The following is a 23,481-nucleotide window of genomic DNA, read 5'->3' as shown; positions in this document are numbered from 1 at the left end:
CAATCAGTTCCGTCGCCTCGTCGTCCGCTATGAGCGACACGCCGACCTCTACCGCGCCTTTATCGTCCTCGCCGCCGCTATCATTTGCTTCAGGGCCTTGAGACGGTTTTGTTAGGCGCTCTAAGTGCGAATCGCCCACAGCGCTTCCTGGCTCAAGACGCCGTAGAATTTCGGCATGTAGATGCGGCCGTCGCGCTCGGCGCCGTTGATGACGCGGTAGGAGAACCACACGTCGCCTTCGTCGCCCACGGCGAGGTAGCGCAAGTCCGGGGCGATGCCGCCGGACTTCACGTCGAGGCCGTGGCAGCGGGCGTAATTCTGATTGTAGCCGGAGGCGCCGACCTCGAGCGCGCGCGCGTTGCCGCGATAGGGATTGTCGCTCTTCCAGTCCGGGTCGAGATCGGGAAGGCCTTTCGTCTCAACCGGCTGAGGGGCCATGTCGCCGTCGCCGAACGCCGTGGTCGCGCCCGCCAGCGCCGCCGCCAGCGCGACAGCCGTGAAAGCCGCCCTTCCTTTGCTCATGATCGCTTCGACCTCCCCTTGTCCGGCGCATGCGCCTGAAGGCGCGGACTTGCGTAGTCCGCGTCGCCCAGCTCGCCGGCTCTTGACGCATTTTGCGATCTCATACCGCTGTATTATGAGAAAGTCCTGAGAGTTTGCTGAATACTGCCTAGGTATCGACGTCATGCCCGCGCGCGCCGGCTATGATCCGACGACCGGCGTCTGGCGGCTCGTCGAAAAGCGCATGGACATACCCGGCTCGACCTGGCTTCCCAACACCGGCCTCGGCGCGCTCGAGGCGCCGCTGCAGTCCTATTTCGCCACGCAGTTGCGCATCGTTTCAGACGGCGACGTCGGTCGGCCGCTGATTTTCTACTGCCTCGCCGACTGCTGGATGTCGTGGAACGCAGTGAAGCGCGCCGCCTCGCTCGGCTACAGCGGCCTCTACTGGTTCAGCGAGGGAACCGACGGCTGGAGCGAGGCCGGGCGTCCGCTCGTCGAGGCCGCTCCGCCTCCGCTGGAGCTTATTAAATGACGATGGTCATAATGATCGAAGCTCGTGTTGACATTCCCCGGCGCCTCCTTCACTCAGGAAGGCGAGGAAACAAGGGCGCGCGACAAAAATGACGGGCGCGGAAGCAGGCGCGAGACGATCTGTCGGCGAACCGGCGCCGGTCGTGACGGCCGTCGATCCGCTCGCCTCGCCGATCTGGCCGGGGCTCGCGAGAGACCATCTGACCGATGCGCCGATCGTCTTCGACGAGGCGGTGAGGGTCATCCTGCCGCCGGTGAACGAAGACCAGACGCAGGTTCCAATAGCGGTCGACGCGCGCCGCCTTGGCCATGTCGACGAGCTCGTCGTATTCGGCGAGCTCAATCCGTTTCCTGTCGCGATGCGGCTGCGGCCGGGGGCCAGCCCTCCGTTCGCATCTTTCCGCATGCGCATCGAGCAGGGCACGCCGATCCGCGCGGCCGCGCTCAAGGATGGAAGCTGGCGCGTCGGCGGCGACTATCTCGACGCGGCCGGCGGCGGCTGCTCGGCGAAGCCCAAGGTCGTCTCCGCCGTGGACTGGTCGAGCGTCGGGGAGATTCGCGGCCGCGCCTGGCGCGAGAGCGGCGGCCTGCTGCGCATGCGGCTGCGCGTCGTCCATCCCATGGACAACGGCCTGCACGCCGAGCCCCTGTTCATCCTCGAGCGCCTCGCCATAGCGGCCGACGGCCGCGATATCCTCGAGGTCGAGCTCAAGGAGCCGATCGCCGCCAATCCGACCCTCACCTTCCTTGTCGAGGACACGGGCGCCGACAGGCTCCGCGTCGCCGCCCGCGACACCGACGGGCGCCGCTGCGAGGCGACGCTGCCGACGCCTGCGGCGTCGACGCTCTCCAGCGGCGCAGGGGAGGGCCTGCGATGAGCCTGCGCCTCACCCGGCGCGCGGCGCTCGCCGGAGCGGCGGCCATGGCCGCCGCGTCGGCCGCTTTTCCCTGGCGCGCGGCCGCGGCGCCTCAGCCGGTCGGCCGGACCTATGGCCTGCGCCCCGTCGCGATCGGCGAAGGCGTGTGGATCGTCTATGGCGCGAACGAGCCGATCACGCCCGCCAACGGCGGCGCCATCGCCAACGCGACGATCCTCGACACCAGCGAGGGCGCCGTAGTGATCGACGCCCGGATTGCTACGGCCTCGAGCTCGCCGCGCTCGTCGAGAATCTGACCGGCAAGCCGGCGGTCCGCGTCTACGTCACCCATATCCATTCCGACCATCTGTTCGGCGCGTCGGCCTTCGACGCCGCCGCGCTGCGCGTCGGCGCCGGCCTGCCCGAAGACCTCAAGCGGCGCGGCGAGGACATCGCCGCCGCCATGTACCGGGCGGTCGGCGACTGGATGCGCGGCACGTCCGTTCCCGCGCCTTACGTCGTCGCGCAGGACGGAGCGGAGGACGTCGGCGGCCGCCGCTTCCGACATATCGCCCTCTCCGGCCATACCTCCGTCGACCTTTGTCTGTTCGAGGAGACGTCGGGGCTGCTCTTCGCCGGAGACCTCGTCTTTCTCGACCGCGCCGCGACGACGCCGGATGCGGACCTCGATAAATGGCGCGCCTCGCTCGACGCGCTCGCAGGCGTCCCGCACCGGCTGCTCGTTCCGGGCCATGGCCCCGTCGAGCCGGGCGGGCGCGGAATCGCGCAGACGCGACGCTGGCTCGACATGATCGAAGCACGCGTCGGCGAGGGCTTCGGGCAGGGCTTCGACGTTTTTGAAATGAGCGAGGTTCCGCTCCCGGACCGGACGGACGCGATAGCCGTCGCGCGCTATGAATATCAACGCTTGGTCCAACATCTCCTGCCCGGCGTAGAGGCGAACCTCGCCGGCGCCTTCATGGACGGCGCGCAAATCCGCTACGCGCTGTTCGAGAACGCCTGGATGCAGGACTGTCGCGGCCGCCCCCTCGACTGGCAGGCCGACAAGCCGGTGAGGGAGGAGTATCCCGCCGCCAAGCAGAAGAATTTCGAGGCGGCGCATCCGCGCCAGAAATGACACGTGTCCTCGCCGCCTTCATCCTCGCGGCGCGCGCCGGCGCGGCATGGGCGCAGGACGCCGCGATCGACACGCTGCGCGCCCAGTTCGCCGCGTGCCGCGCGAAGCCTGACGCGGACGAGCGCCTCGCCTGCTATGACGCGTTGCAGGGCCAGCTCGAGCGGCCGATCTTCGAGGGCCGCCTGTCCGAGACGACGAAGCCCTTCCGCGTCGTTGGTCCCGTCGTCATCCGCTACCAGAGCGACGGACCGGCGTTCGTCATGTATCTGAAGGACGAACAGGGCGTCGTCGTGCAGAATCTACATCCTGGCGGAGGAGGCGAGAGGAGCTTCCCCTTCGCCTCGCCGGGACTCTACACGCTTCAGGTCAACGGCGCGGACACATGGCGTATCTGGATCGAGCCGCAACGCGCCGCGGGCGCGCGCTGAAGCTCCTTGCGTCGCTTCTCGCCTGCGCGATCATGACGGCCGGCGCGCGCGGCGATTCACAACTATCAGATCATGCGCCTTCAGAGCTACACGACGGACTGCGAGCCGCTGCGCGTCGAGGACCGTTCGGACGCGACAGGGCCACGCCGTCTTCGCGGCCTGCTCCAACGCGAGCTTCTATCCGGACGGCGCGCAGGTCGCATGCGAGGACCGCGACGACGAGCGCTCCTGCCGCGTTCTCACCGAGCCGCTCCGCTTCGGCGATCTCCGGCTGCTTGATCAGGGCGCGCGCCGACGGGCGAAAGCCTGTTCAGCCCAATCCGCTTTCGCGCTCGTCGACGCGCAGCATGAAGCCGACGCCGCGCAGGCTGTGCAGCAGCGGCGGCTCGCCGTCCGCGTCGACCTTGCGCCTGAGCTTGCCGACATGCACGTCGACGAGATTGGTTCGCGGCATGGAGCGATAGCCCCAGACATCCTCGAGCAGCATGGCGCGCGTCACCGCCTGTCCCGCATGGCGCATCATATATTCGAGCAGCTTGAATTCGGCCGGGAGAAGCTCGATCGCGCGCTCGCCGCGCGTCGCCTCGCGGGCGAGCAGGTCGAGCTTCAGCGGCCCGACGGCGAGGTGCGTCTGCGCCGCGCCGCCGCCGGTGCGGCGCAACAGCGCGCTGACGCGGGCGGAAAGCTCGCCGAGCGAGAAAGGCTTCGTCAGATAATCGTCGCCGCCGCCCTTCAGGGCGCGAATGCGCTCGTCGACCGAGGACAGTCCGCTGACGAACAGCACCGGAGGCCCTGACCGCCCCTGACGGAAGCTCTCGATCATCGAGAGGCTGTCGACGTCGGCGACCATGCGGTCGGCGACGATCAGCGCCGGGTCGAGCGTTCGCGCCGCCTCGAGCCCGTCCGAGACCGTGTTCGCCGTCACGGTCTCATAGCCTTCAGCGCTCAATTCATCCCTGATCGCCCTGGCGAGAAAGGATTCGTCCTCAAGGATCAGGATCGGCTTGCGCCGCGCTGCGCCGCTCGCGTCGCCCGCTTCGTGTTCAACGCGCATGGTGTTGACGACTCCGTTCAAGACGCGGCGAACGCCGCGCTGTGCCCTCGCGCTACAAATACGTCCGACGCCCGTCGAATTCGCGACCGACAGAATGAAAATTGTTTGAACGAATGCGGGCGGGCGCCCCGTCTACATCGCGCGTTCGCGTATATCGCATTGAAAAATATTGGCTAATTTCCTGCGTCGCACGCTGTGGCGAGCGGTTTAAAATTGATTTTAGACGCATGAACGCGAATTCATGTTTCGGCGAGCGGAAGCGATGGTAGAGCCTTGCATGACGCCGGCGCAGCGGCGTGCGGGCGCCGAAGACTCCGGTCGACCAACCCGCTTTCGCGGCGGGCCGCCTCAGGTCCCGCATCATGTCCCGAACGCTGCACGCTTTCTCCCGCGACATTCATGGAGGCGCGGCCATTTCACTCGAGGCGAAGCCGGAAACGGCCCCGATGCGCGTCGGGGATCTCTTCCGCACGGCCTCGTTTCGACTTGCGTTGTTGTTCGCCCTCGCGGTCGCCGCCGCCACCACGGTCGTCTTCGTGTTCATCTATTGGCATGTCGCGACTTTCGACATGCGCCGGGTCGACGCGCGCCTGCCGGAGGAGGTGGCGCGCGCCGCCGCCGAGCCCGACGAGCAATTGCTGCGCAAGCTGCGCCTGCGCCTCACCAGCGACCTGCGCAAGCTGGACTACGTCGGCCTTTTCGACGCCGCGGGCGCGCCGGTGTTCGGCAACGTCGCGGCGCTGCCGCCCGGGACGCCGCTCGACGGCTCGGTGCGTCAGGCCGAGGTCACGCCGCGCGTCGAGGGCGCGGCGAGCGAACCGGCGCTGGTCGCCGCGCGGCGGCGCGCGGACGGAAGCGTCGTCATGATCGGACGCAGCCTCTATGAGGTCTACGCCCTTCGCAAGCTGGTGCTGCGCGCGCTGGCGCTCGGCGTCGCGCCGATGGTCTTCTCGGCCCTCGGCATCGGCCTGGTCTTCAGCCTGCGCACGCTGAGGCGCCTGCATAAGGTCGACGCCGCCATACGCCGGGTCGTGCAGGGCGATCTGCACGACCGGCTGCCGGTCGGCCGGCTGAAGGACGACGTGGACAATATCTCCGCCGGCGTCAATTCGATGCTCGACGAGATCGTGCGCCTGCTCGACCAGATGCGCAGCGTCAACGACAACATCGCTCACGACCTGCGCGCGCCGCTCGCCGTCGCGCGCCTCAGCCTCGAACGCGGGCTGGCGGCGCCGGACCCCGCGGGCGCGCGCAAAGCGATCGGCCGCGCCCTCGCCGAGATCGACCGCGCCACGGCCACGGCCGCCGCGCTGCTGCGGATTTCCGAAATCGAGGCGGGAAGGCGACGCCATGAGTTCGCTCCGATCGACCTTGCGGCCGTCTGCGCCACGGTGCGCGAGCTCTACGAGCCGCTGGCCGAGCTTCGCTCCATCTCCTTCGCCTTCGAGGCGCGCGGGCCCGTGGCGCTTCCGGGAGATCGCGACCTTCTCGTCGAGGCCGTCGCCAACCTCGTCGACAACGCGCTGAAGTTCGCGCCCGAAAAGGGAACTGTGGTCTTGAGCGCGCGCAATTCTCATTGCGGGCCCGAGATCGTCGTCGCCGACGACGGGCCAGGCGTCGACCCGGCCGAGCGCGACCTCATTTTCAAGCGGTTCCACCGGTCGAAATCCGCCGGAGGCGTCTCCGGCACAGGTCTTGGCCTCAATCTCGCGGCGACCATCTTCCGCCTGCACGGGCTCGCCGTCGCGGTGACGGACAATCATCCGGGCGCGCGCTTCATCGTCTCGCCGCAGCCGAGCGACCCAGTATCCGAGACGGCGGCGGCCGCTCCCGGCGTCGCTCGTCTATGAGCTGGATCATGTGATCGTCATTCGCCCGGCGACAAGGCCCGGGCGCCGCTATCCCCTTAAAACTATTTATAATTGGCCGGCCTCCCCGGCGGGCGTATCGAAGAGGCGCCGCTCACTTCCGGCCGCGCGGCGTTTCGCGCGTGGAGGCCAGCGTCCCTATGCTGTCGATCGTCCGCCTTTCCCTCGCCCGTCCGCTGACGTTCGTCGTCATGGCGATCCTGATCACCATCTTCGGCGTCCTCGCCGCCGTGCGCACGCCGACCGACATCTTCCCCAACATCGGCATTCCCGTGATCAGCGTCGTGTGGACCTACAACGGCCTGCCGCCCGACGACATGGCGGGACGCGTCATCGCGCCCTACGAGAGGTCCGTCTCGACCACGGTCAACGACATCGCGCACATCGAGTCGCAGTCCTACACGACCTATGGCGTCGTCAAGATCACCTTCCAGCCGAGCGTCGACATCAACGCCGCGCAGGCGCAGGTGACGGCGATCTCGCAGACGATGCTGAAGCAGCTTCCGGCGGGAATGAACCCGCCGCAGATCCTCGTCTACAACGCCTCGAGCGTGCCGCTGATCCAGATCGCGCTCTCGAGCGACACGCTGTCGCAGACGCGCCTCAACGACCTCGCCGCCAATTTCATCAGGCCGCAGCTCGTCAACGTTCCGGGCGCGCAGATGCCTTCGCCTTACGGCGGCTCGTCGCGGGAGGTGCAGGTCGACCTCGACGAGAAGGCGCTGCGCGCGCACGGGCTCTCGGCCCAGGACGTCGTCGACGCGCTGGCGCGCCAGAACCTCATCACGCCGGTCGGCACGCAGAAGATCGGCGTCTTCGAATACACCGTCGATCTCGTCGATTCGCCGAAGAAGGTCGCCGACTTCAACGACGTCCCGGTCAAGGTCGTGAACGGCGCCGTCGTCTTCATGCGCGACGTCGCCTATGTGCACGACGGCGCGCCGCCGCAGACCAATGTCGCGCAGATCGACGGCCGCAAGGGCGTGTTGATCTCCGTCGTGAAGAACGGCTCGGCCTCGACGCTCGACGTCATCGACGGGGTGAAGAAGGCGCTGCCGACGATCGAGGCGGGGCTTCCGCCCGGCGTGCGCCTCGAGCTCGTCAACGACCAGTCCGGCTTCGTCAAGGCGTCGGTCGCCAACGTCCTGCGGGAAGGCGCGATCGCGGCCTCGCTCACCGGGCTCATGATTCTTCTGTTCCTCGGCAGCTGGCGCTCGACGCTGATCATCGCGACGACGATCCCGCTCGCCATCCTGAGCGCGCTGATCTTCCTGTCGCTGCGCGGCCAGACGATCAACGTCATGACGCTCGGCGGCCTCGCGCTCGCCGTCGGCATCCTCGTCGACGACGCGACCGTCACCATCGAGAACGTCAATCGCCACCTCGAGCATGGCGAAGGGCTCGACGTGGCGATTCTTTCCGGCGCGCGCGAGATCATGCCGCCGGCGACGGTCTCGCTGTTGTGCATCTGCGCCGCCTTCGCGCCGCTGCTCGCGCTCGGAGGGGTCGCGGGCTTCCTGTTCCGGCCGCTCGCCGAGGCGGTGGCGGCGGCGATGATCGCCTCCTACGTGCTGACATACACGCTCGTTCCGACCATGGCGCGCGCTTTGTTGCGCGCGCGCGCCGGCCACGATCTTGACGCGAAGGTCAGCGCGTTCACGAAGCTCCAGAGGACGTTCGAGGCGCGTTTCGACGCGCTGTGCGCCGCCTACGTGCGGCTGCTTTCGGCGATTCTGACGCGGCGCGGCCTGTTCGCCGCGTGCTTCTTCGCGTTTTGCGCGGCCTCGCTCGCGCTGCTTCCGGCGCTCGGGGAGAATTTCTTTCCCCGCGTCGACGCGGGAGCGATCAAGATCCACATGCGCGCGCCTCCCGGCTCGCGCATCGAAACGACGTCGGCGATCGTCGACCAGGTCGAGGCGAAGATCCGCGAAACGCTTCCGCCCGGGCGCGTCGCCGGCGTCGTCTCCAACATCGGACTGCCCAACAGCGGCATCAACCTCTCCTACGGCTCTTCGGGCACCATCGGCGTGAGCGACGCGGACATCTGGGTCAGCCTCACGGACGGCGAGCCGCCGGCCAAGGAGTTCGAAGGTCTGCTGCGCAAGAAGCTCAACGGGGCGTTTCCGGGCGTCTCCTTCGCGTTCCTGCCGGCCGACATGGTGAGCCAGATCCTGAGCTTCGGCCAGCCGGCGCAGATCGACGTGCAGATCGCCGGCTTCGACCAGCAGGCGGACCGCGCCTTCGCCGCGAAGCTTCTCGCCGCGATCCGCCGCACGCCGGGCGTCGCCGACGCGCGGCTGCAGCAGGAATTCCGTGCGCCGGCGCTGCGCGTCGACGTCGATCGCGACCTCGCCGGCGTCGTCGGCCTGACCGAGCGGGACGCTGCGACGAGCCTGCAGACGACGCTTTCGGGAAGCGCTCAAAGCACGCCGAGCTTCTGGCTCAATCCGCGCAACGGCGTCTCCTATCCGATCTCGGTGCAGGCGCCGCAATATGACATCGACTCGACCCAGAAGCTGAGCAACGTGCTCCTGTCCAACGGCGGCTCGACGCAGCTTCTCGGCGCCCTCGCCAAGGTGACGCCCGAGGCGCATGACGAGGTCGTCACGCATTACGACATCCGCCCGACGATCGACATCTACGCGAGCGCGGCCGGTCGTCCGCTCGGCGCCGTCGCCGGCGACGTCGAGGCCGTCATCCAGTCGATGCGCGCCGATCTGCCGAAGGGAGCCACCGTCGCGGTCCGCGGCCAGGCGGCGGCGATGCAGGACGCCTACGCGCAGCTCGCGGTCGGCCTCGGATTCTCGATCCTGCTCATCTATCTGCTGATGGTCGTCAACTTCCAGTCCTGGCTCGACCCGTTCATCATCATCCTCGCGCTTCCCGCCGCGCTCGCCGGCATCGCGTGGATGCTGTTCGTCACCGGCACGACGCTTTCGGCGCCGGCGCTGACCGGCGCGATCATGTGCATGGGCGTCGCCACCGCCAACAGCATCCTCGTCATCAATTTCGCCCGCAGCGAGCTCGCCGCCGGCAAGGACGCGGCCTCCGCCGCGCTCGCGGCCGGCGCGACGCGCTTCCGCCCGGTGATGATGACGGCGCTCGCGATGATCATCGGCATGGCGCCGACCGCGCTCGAGCCCGGCCAGAACATGCCGCTCGGCCGGGCGGTGATCGGCGGCCTCGCCTTCGCGACCTTCGCCACCCTGCTTCTCGGACCCGCGCTGTTCGCGCTGCTCCATCGCGCCCGGCCGGCGGGCGCGTCCTTCCTCGCCTCCAGCGGAGATCCCATGCCGACCCTTCGTCCCGCAAGCCGCCAATCCTCCCGCCGCGCCGCCATCGCCGCCGGCTGCGTCCTCGCGGCGGCCGCCGGCCTGGTCGCATCCGGCCTCGTCAGCCGCGCGCGCAGCGAGCAGGAAGCCGCGCGGACGACGCTCGATCTCGCCACGCCGCGGGTGCGGCTCGTTCGTCCCGCCGACGCGCCGAAAGACGCCGAGCTCGTGCTGCCGGGCGACGCCGCGGCGCTCAACGCCGGCTCGATCTATGCGCGCGCCTCGGGCTATGTCGCCGCCTGGAACAAGGACATCGGCGCCCATGTGAAGAAGGGCGACGTGCTGGCGACGATCGAGTCGCCGGAGCTCGACCAGCAGCTCGCCCAGGCGCGCGCCGACCTCACGCGCGTCGAGGCCGACGTCCAGCTCGCCGAAGTGACGGCGCAGCGCTGGAAGTCCCTCGCGCAGCGCGCCATCGTCTCGCAGCAGGCGAACGACGAGAAGTCGGCGGATCTCGCCGCCAAGCGCGCGGCCGAAACAGCCGCGAAAGCCAATGTGGCGCGCCTCGAATCCCTGGCCTCGTTCGAGAACCTGGAGGCGCCGTTCGACGGCGTCGTGACGGCGCGGAACGTCGAGATCGGCGACCTCGTCGACTCCGGCAGCAAGGCGGGCAAGCCGCTGTTCAAGGTCAGCGACCTCAGCCGGATGCGGATCTACGTGCGCGCGCCGCAAGCCTATCTCAAGTCGCTCACTCCGGGCCTCAAGGCGACGCTCGAACTGCCGGGGCGCCGTGAGCGCTTCAAAGCGACTCTCGTCTCGACGTCGAACGCCGTGGCCGAAGCCTCGCGCACCGCGCTCGTCGAGCTGTCCGCCCCAAATCCCGACGGCAAGCTCTGGCCCGGCGCTTTCGTCGAGGTCCATTTCCAGATTCCGGGCGACGCCGACGCGCTGCGGCTGCCGGCTTCGGCGCTGATCTTCGACGACAAGGGACTGAGCGTCGCGACGGTCAACGCGAACGACCGGGTCGAGATCAAGCCGGTGGCTATCGACCGCAACCTCGGCCCCGAGATCGAGATCAAGTCGGGGCTGACCCGCGCCGATCGCGTCGTCGACAATCCCTCCGAGACGCTCGCCTCCGGCGATCTGGTGCGTCCGGTCGGCGAGGAGACGGCGTCGGCGCAGGACGCGCGGGCGACGCCCGCGACGCCCTGACGGCGCGTCGTGGAACATGAACGGCGCCGGCCGCGCGCCGGCGCAAAGACAAGGCGAAACGCTATGCTTGACCGAATTCTTCTCGCCGGCGCCCTTTTCCTCGCGCCGGCCGCCTGCCTCGCGCGCGCAAGCGCGCATGACATCCGTCATCCAGCGTGGCGACGCCGCGTCTCGGCGTCTGCGGCGCCGGAGCGCGCCGCGCGGCCGCCGGGCGAGATGTGGAGCGGCCCGCCGGACTGGAAGGTGCAGTACGGCTACGTCAAGGGGCCGGCGAGCGGAAGCCTCGGCGCGATGCTCGAGGGCCGCAATCCGGCGGCCGGCGCCATTCCCTGAAGCGCCTCCTGGCGCGCATGACGAGCCCGACGCAAAAAGCCCGGCGCATTCACGCCGGGCTCCGGATTCATGTAGGCTGGGGCAGGTAGACTGGGGCAGGCGGGCGTGAGGCGTCAGTTCGACACGTTGCCCGGCCCTTCGGGATGCGCCGGGTCGGCGCCAAGACCCATGCGCCCGCGGGTCCCCGATTCGTCATAGGCCTTGCGGTCGCAGTCGTCGCGCGAGAAGCACGGCTTGCGCGGCGTGGGGCCGTCGCCGTCGAGCGGCTTCAGCCAGGAGAGCGCGGGCGGGAGGCCGTCATAGGGGGAGGGAGCGTGGGGGGAGGGGGCGTGCGCCGCCAGCACGGCCGCCCCCAGCGCCGCGGCGAGGCGGCTGCGCCAGGGCGCGCTCATTTCGAGGCGCCAATGGAAAAACCGGCGGACGCGAACGCGTCCGCCGCGGATGGACACTTGCTGTCGGTCATCGTGACAATCCAGTCAGGCGCCGGGGGCCATGGCGCGGAAGCCGAAGCGCGCGTCCTTCCGTCGGGGTCCGGCGCGGGCGCCGGACCCCGAGAAGGACTGTCTTCAGTTGGCGACGTTGCCGGGACCTTCGGGATGGAACGGGCTCTCGCCGAGGCCTTCGCGGCCGACGGTGCCAGAGCGGTCGAACAGGCGATGGTCCTGCTGGTCGACGTTCAGCGCCTGCGCCGGATTCTGATAGAGGCCGACATATTCGCGCGAGGACGGCGCCGCCTCATGCGTATGGCGCGGCTTGGCGACGGCGTAGCCCATGGGAAGCGCGAGGGCGGCCGCAAAAGCGAGGACGCGCACGCCCGTGTTTCCCGCCGCCGAAAATTTGTTGGCCATTTTGTTGCTCCGTTCGATGGGGACCAAATCGTTTGTCCGCCTATGACGAAAACATGAGCCGGCCAGAGGAATACTGCAAGTATGCGCAGTATAAAACTTGTTTTAGGGCGCTTAGTTTGGGAATCGCAAACTAAAATATAATTTATACTTTAAACGACCCTCTGCGCCGCATCGGCCGCCCCGGCTTCGCTCACGGCGCTTCCGCCATGCGGAGGCGCGCCGGGGCTGGCCGGCGTCCCGCGCGAGAGCCCGTTTCGCGCCGCCGTCGTCGATCCCGGGCGGCCCTGACGCGCCATGCCCTTGCGCCGGGGCGGCTGGGGCGCTCAATTGGGCGGGCCCGGCGCGCCGGGCTTGAGTCGGACCGGGAGCCGGCGACGGATGAGACGCGACGGCGCGGCGAAGCGCCGGCCCAGGGCGGGAACGATGGAGGCGCAGGGATGAAGAAGGCGGTCATAGCGGGCTACGCGCGTTCGCCGTTCACGCTTGCGAAGAAGGGGGGCCTCGCCGGCGTCCGGCCCGACGATCTCGCGGCGCAGGTCGTGCGCGCCCTCGTCGAGCGCTCGCGCGTCGCCCCCGCCGACGTCGAGGACCTGCTGCTCGGCTGCGCCTTCCCCGAGGGCGAGCAGGGGCTGAACCTCGCCCGCCTCGTCGCGCTGATGGCGGGCCTGCCGCAGTCCGTCGCCGGCGCGACGATCAACCGCTTCTGCGGCTCGTCCATGACCAGCGTCCATGTCGCCGCAGGAGCCATCCTCATGGGCGCCGGCGAAGTCTTCGTCGCCGGCGGCGTCGAGAGCATGTCGCGCGTGCCGATGATGGGCTTCAACCCGCTGCCGAACCCCGTCTTCGGCGGAGCCTCGCCCGCCGCCTACATGGGCATGGGCGAGACGGCCGAGAACGTCGCCGCGAAATGGGGCGTCTCGCGGCGCGAGCAGGAGGAGTTCGCGCTGCGTTCGCAGCGGCGCGCCGCGGCGGCGCAGGCGGCGGGCAAGCTCAGGGACGAAATCGTCCCGATCGAGGGACGCGACGGCGTAGTCGCCGACGACGGCTGCCCGCGTCCCGAAACGACGCTCGAGGCGCTCGCCGAGCTGAAGCCGGCGTTCGACGAAAACGGCGTCGTGACGGCGGGAACGTCCTCGCCGCTGACCGACGGCGCCGCGGCGCTGGTCGTGTGCGCGCAGGACTACGCCGCCGCGCGCGGGCTCGACGTGATCGCCGCAGTGAGGTCCGTCGCCGTCGCCGGCTGCGCGCCGGAGATCATGGGGATCGGCCCGATCGCCGCCTCGCGCAAGGCGCTGGAGCGCGCCGGAATCACGGCGAAGGACCTTGGCGTCGTGGAGCTCAACGAGGCGTTCGCCTCGCAAGCGATCGTCTGCGTCCACGAGCTCGGCCTCGACCCGGAGAAGGTCAACCTCGACGGCGGAGCGATCGCGCTCGGCCATCCGCTCGGCGCGACCGGCGCGCGCATCGTCGGCAAGGCGGCCTCGCTCTTGAAGCGCGAGGGCGCCCGCTTCGCGCTGGCGACGCAATGCGTCGGCGGAGGGCAGGGGATCGCCACCGTGCTGGAGGCGATTTGATGACGCAGGAAATAAAAAAGGTTGGGGTGGTCGGCGCGGGCGTGATGGGGGCCGGGATCGCCGCCCAGGTCGCCAACGCCGGCGTTCCCGTCGTCCTGCTCGACGTCGTAGCTAGGGACAGCTCCAACCGCAGCGCGATCGCGGAAGGGGCGGTCGCCAGATTGCTGAAGACCGACCCCGCGCCTTTCATGAGCAGGGCGGCGGCGAAACTCGTCACGACAGGAAATGTCGAGGATCATCTTGATCTTCTCGGCGAGTGCGGCTGGATCGTCGAGGCGGTGGTGGAGCGCCTCGACGTCAAGCAGGCGCTCTACGCGAAGATCGAGGGCGCGCGCAAGCCGGGAAGCGTCGTCTCGTCCAACACCTCGACGATCCCGCTTTCGGCGCTCGTCGCCGGCCTGCCGGAGAGCTTCGCGCGGGATTTCCTCATCACCCATTTCTTCAATCCGCCGCGCTACATGCGCCTGCTCGAGATCGTGCGCGGGCCGGCGACGCGCGCGGAGGCGGTCGAGACGGTCGCGCGCTTCGCCGACGTCTTTCTCGGCAAGAGCGTCGTCTACTGCAAGGACCGGCCGGGCTTCGTCGCCAACCGGCTCGGCGTCTACTGGCTGCAGCGCGCCGTGACCGAAGCGCTCGACGCCGGGCTCGAGGTCGAGGAGGTCGACGCTATCGTCGGCCGGCCGATGGGAATCCCGAAGACCGGTGTCTTCGGCCTGCTCGACCTCGTCGGCCTCGACCTCATGCCGCATGTCACCGCGAGCCTCGCCGCGACGCTGCCGAAGGACGATCCCTTTCACGCCGTCGACAGGCCGTTTCCGCTCGTCGGCCGGATGATCGCGGAAGGCTACACAGGCCGCAAGGGCAAGGGTGGATTCTACCGGATCAACCGCGAGGCGGGAAAACGCAAGGAGGCGATCGATCTCGTCTCCGGCGTCTACAGGCCGGCGCGCGAACCGCAGATCGAGGCGCTCGAGGAGCGGCGGCTCGCGAGCCTCCTTGCGCATGACTCGAGGCACGGCCGCTACGCCGCCCGCGTGCTTGTCGCGACCCTCGCCTACGCCGCCTCGCTGGTCGGAGAGGCGGCCGATGACGTCGCCTCGATCGACGAGGCGATGCGCCTCGGCTACAACTGGAAATATGGGCCGTTCGAGCTGATCGACCAGCTCGGCGGCGCGTGGCTGCGGCGCGCGCTCGAAGCTGACGGCGCGCCCATTCCGCGCATCCTGCGCGTCGCCGATGGGCGCCCCTTCTACAGGGTGGAGGCGGGCCGTCGACAGGAGCTCGGGCTCGACGGGCTCTATCACGACGTCGCGCGGCCCGAGGGCGCGCTGCTGCTCGCCGACTTGAGGCTCCGCGCCGCGCCGGTGATGAAGAACGGCTCGGCCGCGTTGTGGGACATCGGCGACGGCGTCGCCTGCTTCGAGTTCACGACCAAGATGAACGCGATCGACCCCGATGCGCTGGATCTCCTGATGCGGACGGTCCATCGTGTCGTCGCCGATTTCAGGGCGCTCGTCATCTATAACGAGGGAACGAATTTCTCCGCCGGCGCCAATCTCGGGCTGGCGGCGTTCGCGGCCAATATCGCCGCCTGGAGCGAGATCGAAAATCTCGTCTCGCTCGGCCAGACCGTCTACCGCATGCTGAAATACGCGCCGTTCCCGGTGGTCGGCGCGCCGTCCGGCCTCGCGCTTGGCGGCGGCTGCGAGATCCTGCTCCATTGCGACGCCGTGCAGGCGCACGTCGAAACCTACATGGGGCTGGTCGAGGTCGGCGTCGGCCTCATTCCGGGCTGGGGCGGCTGCAAGGAGATGCTGCGGCGCTGGTCGGCGCCCGGGCGCCTGCCGAAGGGCCCGATGCCGCCGGTCGCGAAAGTGTTCGAGACGGTGAGCGTCGCGACGGTGGCGAAATCGGCGGCCGAAGCGAAAGAGCTTCTCTTTCTCCGGCCGACGGACGGCGTGACCATGAACCGCTACCGGCTGCTCGCCGACGCCAAGGCGAAGGCGCTGTCGCTTGTCGAAGGCTATAAGCCGCCCGAGCCGCAATCGCTCAGCCTGCCGGGGCCGTCCGGCAGATTTGCGCTCGACCTCGCGGTCGCGGGCTTCGCGCGGCTCGGCAAGGCGACGCCCTATGACGTCGTGGTCTGCGGCGCGCTCGCCGACGTTCTTTCCGGCGGCGAGACGGATGTGACGCGTCCCGTCGACGAGGACGCGCTGCTGCGGCTCGAGCGCGAGAACTTCATGAAGCTCGCGCGCGACAGGCGCACGCTCGAGCGGATAGGACACATGCTCTCCACCGGCAAGCCGCTGCGCAACTAGGCGCGATTACGCGCGATGACACGGGGTGTGACGCCATGGCCGACTACAAGGCTCCGCTGCGCGACATGCGCTTCGTGCTCTTTGAACTGTTCGACGGCGAGGGGCTCGCGCGCCTGCCCGGCTACGAGGAGTTTACGCGCGACCTCATCGACCCGATCCTCGAGGAGGGCGCGCGATTCTGCGAGGAGGTGCTGCATCCGTTGAACCGCAGCGGCGACGAGGAGGGTTGCCGGCTCGAGAACGGCGTCGTGCGCACGCCGGCGGGATTCCCGGAGGCCTATCGCCTGTTTCGCGAGGGCGGCTGGCCCTCGCTCGCAGGCGATCCCGAATATGGCGGCCAGGGCCTGCCGCATCTCGTCGACGTCTTCATCACCGAGATGATCTGCTCGGCCAATCTCTCTTTCGGGCTCTATCCGGGTCTGACCCATGGCGCCTGCGTCGCGCTCACGGCCTATGGCTCGCAGGAGCTCAAGGACGCCTACCTGCCGAAGATGGTCGAGGGCTCGTGGTCCGGCACCATGTGCCTCACCGAGCCCCATTGCGGCACCGACCTCGGCCTGTTGCGCACGAAGGCGGAGCCGCAGCCGGACGGCTCCTACAGGCTGACCGGCTCCAAGATGTTCATCTCGGCCGGCGAGCACGACCTCACCGAGAACATCGTCCATCTCGTGCTCGCCCGCCTGCCCGACGCGCCGAAGGGCGTCAAGGGCATCAGCCTGTTCCTCGTTCCGAAATTCCTGCCGCGCGAGGACGGCGCGCCCGGCGCCCGCAACGGCGTCGCCTGCGGCGCGCTCGAACACAAGATGGGGATCAAGGCGTCGGCGACCTGCGTCATGAACTTCGACGGCGCGACGGGCTGGCTGGTCGGCGAGCCGCACAAAGGCCTGCGCGCGATGTTCTCGATGATGAACATGGAGCGCGTGGCCGTCGGCCTGCAGGGGCTCGGCGTCGCGGAAGCCTCATATCAGGGCGCCTCGGCCTACGCCCGCGAGCGCCTGCAAGGGCGCTCGCTCAAGGGCGCGAAATATCCGGCCAAACCCGCCGATCCGATCGTCGTCCACCCGGACGTGCGGCGCATGCTGCTGACGCAACGCGCCTACGCCGAGGGCGGCAGGGCGCTCGCCGCCTGGACGGCGCAGGCGCTCGATGCGGCGCGCCGCGACCCTGATCCGGCGCGTCGGCGCGAGGCGGAGGATTTCGTCGCGCTGATGACGCCGATCGTGAAGGCCCTGCTGACCGATCTCGGCTTCGAGGCGGCCAATCTCGGCATGCAGGTGCTGGGCGGCCATGGCTACATCCGCGAGCACGGCATGGAGCAATATGCGCGCGACGCGCGCATCGCGCAGATCTACGAAGGCGCCAACGGGATTCAGGCGCTCGACCTCGTCGGGCGCAAGCTGCCGGCGGATTTCGGCCGGCTGCTGCGCAGCTTCTTTCACCCCGTGTCGGATTATGTCGAGGCCAGGAAGGGCGACAAGGCGCTGCGCGAATTCGTCGAGCCGCTGGCCAAGGCGTTCACGCGGCTGCAGCAGGCGACCGCGCAGATCGCCCGCGCCGGGCTGCGCGACCCGGACGAGGCGGGCGCGGCGGCGACCGACTACCTGCGCCTCTTTGGGCTCGTCGCGCTCGCCTATCTGTGGGCGCGCATGGCCGAGGTCAGCCTCGCGAAGATCGCCGCCGGCGACGAAGACCGCTTCTATGCGGGCAAGATCGCCGTGGCCCGCTTCTTCATGCAGCGCCTGCTGCCGCAAACGGGCGCGCTGCACGCCGCGATCATGGCCGGCGCCGGCGCGCTCATGGCGCTCGAGGACGCCGATTTCTGAGTGCGAGGAACGTCGGAAGGGGCGCGCATGACCTGGCGGGCGGGAGCCGACGAACCGCGCGAGGCCGGCCCGATCCTCGTCGAGGAGCGCGGCGAGGGGGTGCGCCTCATCACCATCTCCCGCCCGGCGCGGCGCAACGCGCTCGACGAACGCGCCTTCAAGACGCTCGCCGAGGCGTTGTCGAGCGCCGCGACGGACGATGGCGCGCGCGTCGTCGCGTTGACCGGCGCGGGCGGCGTGTTCACCAGCGGCGCCGACCTTGCGGACTTTCAGCTCGAGGCGGGGGAGGGCGCCCTCGCCGCGGCGTTCGAATTCCTGAACGTCTTGCGCGTCTTTCCAAAGCCGCTGCTCGCGGCCGTCGAAGGCTTCGCCGTCGGCGTGGGGACGACGCTGCTGCTTCATTGCGATTTCGCCTACGCCGGGCGCGAGGCGCGCTTCCGCCTGCCCTTCGTCCCGCTCGGTCTTTGCCCGGAAGGCGGATCGAGCCTGCTTCTGCCGCGCGTCGCCGGCGCCAAGCGCGCCGCCGAGCTTTTGATGCTCGGCGAGCCGTTCGGCGCGCGCGAAGCGGCCGAGGCCGGCCTTGTCACCGGCGTCGTCGCTGACGGCGAAGCCCTCGGCGTCGTCCTCGAGAAGGCGGCGCGGCTTGCGGGCATGCCGCCCGCGGCGCTCGCCGCGACGAAGGCTCTTCTGAGGCGCGGCCTCATGGACGAGGTCGCGAGCGCGATGCGGCGCGAGGCCGAGGCGTTCGCGGCGTTGCGCGGCGCGCCGTGCGCGCAGGCGGCGTTCAAGGCCTTCTTCGCGAAAACAGGCTGAGCGCGGAAGACGCGCCGTGCTTGCGGCGCGGCCGGACGCGGTTAAGCTCAAGGGAAGCCGCGCGGGACGGCGGACGGAAACAGGGGCGGAAATGGCGGCCATGTCGGCCTCGGCCGGGGACGGATCGGCGGGCGGTCGCGCCCGCATGCTGTTCCTCGTCGGCCTCGCGCTCGTTCTGTCGATGGCGACGTGGTTCTCGGCGACGGCCATTCTCGCCGAGCTGCGGCGCGCATTGAGCCTTTCCGACGTCGAGGCGTCGTGGATCACCAACGCCGTGCAGCTCGGCTTCGTCACCGGCGCCGTCGGCCTCAGCGTCACCGGCCTCGCCGACTCGATCGAATCGCGCCGGCTGATCGCGTCCTGCGCGCTTCTCGCCGCGCTCTCCAATCTCGCCCTGCTCGTCGTCCCCGATTTCACCGCGCTCATCGTCGCCCGCTTCGTCACGGGCCTGGCGCTCGCCGGCGTCTATCCGCCGGCGCTGAAGGTGATCGCCGGCTGGTTCGCCGTCGGCCGCGGCTTCGCCATGGGCGCGGCGGTCGGCGCGCTGACGCTCGGCTCGGCGTCGTCCTTCCTCATCAGGGCGCTCGGCGGCGGGATCGACTGGCGCGCGATCGTCGTCGTCTCCTCGCTGGCGGCGCTGGCCAGCGCCGCGCTGGCGCTTATGTTCATTGCGGAGGGGCCTTACGCCGGGCCGCGGCCGAAATTCCATTTCGGGCGCATCCTGTCGGTCATGCGCGACCGGCCCGTGCTTCTCGCCAATCTCGGCTATTTCGGGCACATGTGGGAGCTCTACGCCATGTGGGCGTGGTTCTACTCCTACGCGCTCGCGGCCGGCTGGGGCGCGTCCGTCGCGGCGGCGCTGCTCACCTTCGCCGTCATCGGCGTCGGCGCGCTCGGCTGCGTCTGCGGCGGGCTCATCGCCGACCGGATCGGCCGCACCGCCGCGACGGCGTGGATGATGGCCGTCTCGGGCCTGTGCGCGCTCCTCGTCGGGGCGGCCTTCGACGGTCCGGGCTGGCTGTTCGCGCTCATCGCCCTCGTCTGGGGCTTTTCCGTGATCGGCGATTCGGCGCAATTCTCGGCGATGATCTCCGAGCTCAGCGACCGCGAGACGATCGGCGCCGCGCTCGCGCTGCAGACGGGCTGCGGCTTCGCCCTGACGATCGTCTCGATCCGCCTCGTTCCGTGGCTCGCCGGCGAGATCGGCTGGCGCTGGAGCTTCCTCCTGCTGGCGCCCGGACCGCTCGTCGGCGTCCTCGCCATGCTCGCCCTGCGCCGGCTGCCGCAGGCGAAGCTGATCGCGGGCGGGCGGCGCTGACGCGGCTCAGCGGTTGGCGTAGGCGGTCACCTCCATCTTCTTGAAGAAGGCGGCGGGCGTCGAGACGAGCTCGAGGTCGTGCAGGCCGACTCCGTCCGCCGAGCGTCCGACGAGCGTGAAGTTCCTGGGGTCGGCGAGAAATTTCGCCGCCTCGGAGCCGATGACGCGCAGCGGCGGCGCATTGCCCCCGAGCGCCGGCAGCAGGAGGCTCGCGTTCTGCATGTCGGATTGCCGCGCTTCGTCGACGCTCACGCCGGCGCGCTCGGCCTGGGCGGCGAGCGCCCGCTCGACCAGGCCGCGATTGACGAAGTTCATGTCGAAGGTCTTGAGCCGCACGCTGCGCAAGGCGGCGGCGGAGGTCGCGGAGTCGGAGGAGGCGAGGTCAGGGCCGAATCCGGCGAAGAGCGCGGTGAGCTTGAACGCGCCCATGTCCGCGACGTCGAGCGAAAGGCCGGAGACGGCGAGCTCGCGCGCCTCGCGCCGCCAGAGCGCGCTGAAGCGCCCGCTGGCGTCTATGTCCGAATAGCCGAGCGCGGCGACGGCGGGAACGCGCGCGGCCTGCGCCCGCAGGCGGTCGAAGGCCACGTCGAGCGTCAGGTCGCCGGAAGCGGCCTGCGCGCCATTGTCGATTTCGAGCCGCTCGAGCGTAAAATCCTTCTCCTCGGGCCGCTCCGCGCTGGTCCCGGCGATTTTGCTGAGGACGAGCGCGCCGAAAGCGGGGGAGCTCGGGTCGCCGCGCCTCTCGCGGTCCGTCAGGGCTTCGAGGTCGATCGCCTTGAACTCCGCCGCCGAGACGGCGATCGTGCGATCGTCGCGCGCATAGGTCAGGTTGTCGGCGCGCAGGGAGTCGATGCGGGCGCCGTCGAGCTGCGGCAAGGCGACGCGCGCGGCCTTGACGTCGACGGGCGAGTCGCCAAGGCGCAGGCTGAGCCGCGCTTCGCTCACGCCGACGCCCTCGAGCCGGATCGCGTCGAGCCAGCGCAGCAGCTCGGCCTGCTCGAGGCGCCGTTCGGCCTGCGGGGAGCTCTCGGCTGGCTTTGCGGGCGCTTGCGCCGGCGGACGGCCGAAGGCGCGATCGGCCGTCACCGACTGCGCGTCGAGCTCGGCGCGCGCCGATTCGAAATGGACGCCCTGCACGGAGAGCGCTTCATAAAGCTGCGCCTTGGCGGCGCCCTGCGCAGGCGGCGCGCCCTGCGCCATGCGGGCGGCGAGCGCGAGATCGAAATTTTTGGCGTCGATCTCGCCATAGGCGCCCCGCGCTTCGCCCTCGTTCGGATCGCTGAGGCGGAAGCTCGCGCCCTGCGCCTTCGCGGCGCGCGCGGCGCCATGCTCGACGCCCTCGAGCACGACGTCGCGATAGACGAAGCTCTGCGTGCGCTCGCCGATCTTCGTCTCGATGGCGAGCTCGGGGATCTTCACCGACGCCGCCGACAGGCCCGCGAGCCGCTCGGCGAGGGGAAGAGGCGCGGCGGGATCGAAGAGCTTCGCAAGCTCGGCGTTCGAGGCCGGGCCGCCCAGGACCTCGATCCGCTTCAGCCGGAAAGTCGTCGAGCCCAACGAGAAGACGACGTCGTCGAGGTTTGCGGCGGCGGGCTCGGCCCGCGCCGGCGCGACGGCGACGGAGGCGAACGGCTGGAGGGACGCCGCGGCGAGAAGGACGCCGAGCGCGGCGAAGGAAGACCTGACGTTCATGAACCCTCGCCGCGCGCCGTCGACGCGCGGCGCGCTCCCGATATGGTCGATTGGGCGCGCGCAGGCAACGCCTTCGGGCGCCGCCGCTTCAGGACGCGCGCAAAGTTGAAGGGCGCGCCGGCGTCAGACGGCGAAGCTCGATCCGCACCCGCAGGAGGCGGTCGCGGCCGGATTGTCGATCTTGAACATGCGGCCCATCAGATTGTTGATGAAGTCGATGCGGCAGCCCTGCAGGAATTGCAGCGAGACCGGATCGATCAGCACGAGCGCGCCGTCGCGGTCGAGCACGAGGTCGTCGTCCGCCTTCTCGCTGTCGATCTTGTAGGTGTAGGTGAAGCCGGAGCAGCCGCCGCCGTCGACGCCGACCCGCAGGAACGAGCCGTCCGGCTCCGACTTGAGAATTTCCGCGATCCGTGCGACCGCACTGTCGGTCATTTCGACAGGGGCGACGGGCGCCTCGACGGCGGCTTCGCTCATGGTTCGCCTCTTAAGACTTTGAGTGGATTCGGCCGTCGCCGCGCAATGGGGCGCAAAGCGCGCGATGCTCGCCTGTTGAGCATGGAAGATAAGTCTCGCCGGCCGCGGCCGCAACAGACTTGAACGGTGGGCCTTCGACGGATGACGCAGGCGACGCCCTTTCGCCCGGCGCGCGCGCCCTGGGCCGCCGACGCCGCAAGGAGCCGCGGCCGGCTCGTCGCCGAGCCGGATTCGCCCTCGCGCACGCCGTTCCAGCGCGACCGCGACCGCATCATCCACTCGACCGCCTTTCGCCGGCTCGCGCACAAGACGCAAGTCTTCATCCCGCACGAGGGCGATCATTTCCGCACGCGGCTCACCCATTCGATCGAGGTCGGGCAGATTTCGCGCGCGCTCGCCAGGGCCCTCGGCCTCGACGACGATCTCGCCGAGGCGATCGCGCTCGCGCACGATCTTGGCCACACGCCGTTCGGGCACGCGGGCGAGGACGCGCTCGACGCGGCGATGGCGCCTTACGGCGGCTTCGACCACAACTCCCAGACGCTGCGCATCGTGACCAAGCTCGAGCGGCGATACGCCGCGTTCGACGGGCTGAACCTCACGTTCGAGACGCTGGAGGGGCTCGTCAAGCACAATGGTCCGCTGCTGCGCGCCGACGGATCGCCCACGCCGCCCGCCGGCGGGCGCGGCGTTCCGGCGGCGATCCTCGAATTCGACGCGCTGTTTCCCCTCGATCTTGCGAGCCATGCGAGCCTCGAGGCGCAGGCGGCGGCGCTCGCCGACGACATCGCCTATGACGCGCACGACATCGACGACGGGCTGCGCTCGGGGCTTCTCGACGTGGAGCAGATCCTCGAGGCGCCGCTGCTGCGCGGGCTCGGCGCCGAGGTCGAGGCGCTGCATCCCGGCCTCGAGCCGGCGCGCTTCGTCCATGAGCTGGTGCGCCGCCTCATCACCCGCTTCATCGAGGACGCCATCGACGAAAGCCGCCGCCTCATCGCAGCCTCGGGCGTGGCGAGCGTCGAGGAGGCGCGCGCATTCGGCGCGCAGCTCGTCGCCTTCTCGCCAGCGATGGCGCAGGCCGAGCGGGAGATCAAGCATTTCCTGATGAAGAGCCTCTACAGGAGCGATCCGCTGATGCGCATGCGCGCGCAGGCGGGGCGCGTCGTGTGCGCCCTGTTCGAGCGCTATTTCGCGAACGCGTCGAGCCTGCCGCCCGAATGGGCGAAGACGGCGCTGGCCGCCCGCCAGGACGAGGCGAAGCGGGCGCGGGCGGTCTGCGACTACATCGCCGGGATGACCGACCGCTTCGCCATCGCCGAGCACCGCCGGCTTTTTGACGAGGCGCCGGACTTGCGCTAGAGCCGCTGGCGCAATCGCTTGAAGTTTCTGGCGATCTTCGGTCGGGCCGACGCCTCGTC

At 69.6% G+C, this 23,481-nt stretch carries 20 protein-coding genes; 14 read left to right on the top strand and 6 right to left on the bottom strand.

What is annotated here, in order from left to right; genetic code table 11:
• Positions 1-120: 120 nt before the first annotated feature.
• Positions 121-522: a cytochrome c-550 PedF gene (gene pedF, locus ACE3OG_RS11630; protein WP_374308771.1), complete on the bottom strand. Its 402-nt coding sequence runs from the start codon at positions 520-522 to the stop codon at positions 121-123.
• Positions 523-685: 163 nt separating this feature from the next.
• Between pedF and ACE3OG_RS11625 the strand changes: the two genes are divergently transcribed.
• The 5 genes from ACE3OG_RS11625 (at position 686) to ACE3OG_RS11605 (ending at position 3,458) form a co-directional block, all read left to right on the top strand.
• Positions 686-1,036, top strand: a complete 351-nt coding sequence (locus tag ACE3OG_RS11625; RefSeq protein WP_374308769.1) for a hypothetical protein — start codon at positions 686-688, stop codon at positions 1,034-1,036.
• 88 nt (positions 1,037-1,124) lie between these two features.
• Positions 1,125-1,913 (top strand): quinoprotein dehydrogenase-associated SoxYZ-like carrier, encoded by a 789-nt coding sequence (locus ACE3OG_RS11620; protein WP_374308767.1) that lies wholly within the window; start codon positions 1,125-1,127, stop codon positions 1,911-1,913.
• Positions 1,910-2,209, top strand: a complete 300-nt coding sequence (locus tag ACE3OG_RS11615) for a hypothetical protein (protein ID WP_374308765.1) — start codon at positions 1,910-1,912, stop codon at positions 2,207-2,209. Before ACE3OG_RS11620 ends, ACE3OG_RS11615 begins: the two co-directional genes overlap by 4 nt.
• The gene (locus tag ACE3OG_RS11610; protein WP_374308783.1) at positions 2,206-3,030 is read left to right on the top strand and encodes an MBL fold metallo-hydrolase; all 825 of its coding nucleotides are present in this window, start codon (positions 2,206-2,208) and stop codon (positions 3,028-3,030) included. Before ACE3OG_RS11615 ends, ACE3OG_RS11610 begins: the two co-directional genes overlap by 4 nt.
• Positions 3,027-3,458, top strand: a complete 432-nt coding sequence (locus ACE3OG_RS11605) for a hypothetical protein (protein WP_374308763.1) — start codon at positions 3,027-3,029, stop codon at positions 3,456-3,458. Before ACE3OG_RS11610 ends, ACE3OG_RS11605 begins: the two co-directional genes overlap by 4 nt.
• A 310-nt stretch (positions 3,459-3,768) precedes the next feature.
• Here ACE3OG_RS11605 and ACE3OG_RS11600 read toward each other — a convergent pair whose 3' ends face one another.
• Complete coding sequence (locus tag ACE3OG_RS11600; RefSeq protein ID WP_374308761.1) at positions 3,769-4,512, bottom strand: response regulator transcription factor; 744 nt, start codon at positions 4,510-4,512, stop codon at positions 3,769-3,771.
• Positions 4,513-4,958: 446 nt separating this feature from the next.
• On the opposite strand from ACE3OG_RS11600, the gene ACE3OG_RS11595 reads away from it, so the two are divergent.
• From ACE3OG_RS11595 to ACE3OG_RS11585, 3 genes are all read left to right on the top strand, one after another.
• Positions 4,959-6,362, top strand: a complete 1,404-nt coding sequence (locus ACE3OG_RS11595; RefSeq protein WP_374308759.1) for a sensor histidine kinase — start codon at positions 4,959-4,961, stop codon at positions 6,360-6,362.
• Between the two features lie 158 nt (positions 6,363-6,520).
• Positions 6,521-10,864, top strand: coding sequence for an efflux RND transporter permease subunit (locus ACE3OG_RS11590; protein WP_374308757.1), 4,344 nt, complete (start codon positions 6,521-6,523; stop codon positions 10,862-10,864).
• A gap of 63 nt (positions 10,865-10,927) precedes the next feature.
• Positions 10,928-11,197, top strand: a complete 270-nt coding sequence (locus tag ACE3OG_RS11585; RefSeq protein WP_374308755.1) for a hypothetical protein — start codon at positions 10,928-10,930, stop codon at positions 11,195-11,197.
• Positions 11,198-11,310: 113 nt separating this feature from the next.
• Here the strand turns inward: ACE3OG_RS11585 and ACE3OG_RS11580 are convergent, their stop codons facing one another.
• Both ACE3OG_RS11580 and ACE3OG_RS11575 read right to left on the bottom strand, forming a co-directional pair.
• Positions 11,311-11,589 carry a hypothetical protein gene (locus ACE3OG_RS11580; RefSeq protein ID WP_374308753.1) on the bottom strand — a complete coding sequence of 93 codons (279 nt, stop codon included), beginning with the start codon at positions 11,587-11,589 and terminating at the stop codon, positions 11,311-11,313.
• A gap of 174 nt (positions 11,590-11,763) precedes the next feature.
• Positions 11,764-12,045: a hypothetical protein gene (locus ACE3OG_RS11575; RefSeq protein ID WP_374308751.1), complete on the bottom strand. Its 282-nt coding sequence runs from the start codon at positions 12,043-12,045 to the stop codon at positions 11,764-11,766.
• Positions 12,046-12,482: 437 nt separating this feature from the next.
• On the opposite strand from ACE3OG_RS11575, the gene ACE3OG_RS11570 reads away from it, so the two are divergent.
• The 5 genes from ACE3OG_RS11570 (at position 12,483) to ACE3OG_RS11550 (ending at position 19,891) form a co-directional block, all read left to right on the top strand.
• Entirely contained in the window at positions 12,483-13,619 is a 1,137-nt protein-coding gene (locus ACE3OG_RS11570; RefSeq protein ID WP_374308749.1) for an acetyl-CoA C-acyltransferase, read from the top strand.
• The gene (locus tag ACE3OG_RS11565) at positions 13,619-15,937 is read left to right on the top strand and encodes a 3-hydroxyacyl-CoA dehydrogenase NAD-binding domain-containing protein (protein WP_374308747.1); all 2,319 of its coding nucleotides are present in this window, start codon (positions 13,619-13,621) and stop codon (positions 15,935-15,937) included. Before ACE3OG_RS11570 ends, ACE3OG_RS11565 begins: the two co-directional genes overlap by 1 nt.
• Positions 15,938-15,972: 35 nt before the next feature.
• Positions 15,973-17,760: an acyl-CoA dehydrogenase C-terminal domain-containing protein gene (locus ACE3OG_RS11560; RefSeq protein WP_374308745.1), complete on the top strand. Its 1,788-nt coding sequence runs from the start codon at positions 15,973-15,975 to the stop codon at positions 17,758-17,760.
• A 27-nt stretch (positions 17,761-17,787) separates the two neighbouring features.
• On the top strand, positions 17,788-18,573 hold the full coding sequence (locus tag ACE3OG_RS11555) for an enoyl-CoA hydratase-related protein (RefSeq protein WP_374308743.1): 786 nt from the start codon (positions 17,788-17,790) through the stop codon (positions 18,571-18,573).
• Positions 18,574-18,664: 91 nt separating this feature from the next.
• Complete coding sequence (locus ACE3OG_RS11550) at positions 18,665-19,891, top strand: nitrate/nitrite transporter (RefSeq protein WP_374308741.1); 1,227 nt, start codon at positions 18,665-18,667, stop codon at positions 19,889-19,891.
• A 6-nt stretch (positions 19,892-19,897) separates the two neighbouring features.
• On the opposite strand, the gene ACE3OG_RS11545 is transcribed toward ACE3OG_RS11550, so the two are convergent.
• A complete protein-coding gene (locus tag ACE3OG_RS11545) occupies positions 19,898-21,583 on the bottom strand; it encodes a hypothetical protein (protein ID WP_374308739.1) in 1,686 nt (561 codons plus the stop codon).
• 123 nt (positions 21,584-21,706) lie between these two features.
• Positions 21,707-22,060 (bottom strand): iron-sulfur cluster insertion protein ErpA, encoded by a 354-nt coding sequence (erpA, locus tag ACE3OG_RS11540; protein WP_374308737.1) that lies wholly within the window; start codon positions 22,058-22,060, stop codon positions 21,707-21,709.
• A gap of 141 nt (positions 22,061-22,201) precedes the next feature.
• On the opposite strand from erpA, the gene ACE3OG_RS11535 reads away from it, so the two are divergent.
• Positions 22,202-23,422 (top strand): deoxyguanosinetriphosphate triphosphohydrolase, encoded by a 1,221-nt coding sequence (locus tag ACE3OG_RS11535; protein ID WP_374308781.1) that lies wholly within the window; start codon positions 22,202-22,204, stop codon positions 23,420-23,422.
• Positions 23,423-23,481 lie beyond the last annotated feature (59 nt).

Source organism: Methylocella sp., from assembly GCF_041905455.1.
In the GTDB taxonomy this organism is placed as follows: Bacteria; Pseudomonadota; Alphaproteobacteria; order Rhizobiales; family Beijerinckiaceae; genus Methylocapsa.
The sequence above is the reverse complement of the archived record's forward strand: the minus strand, read 5'-3'. Positions and strand labels throughout refer to the sequence as shown.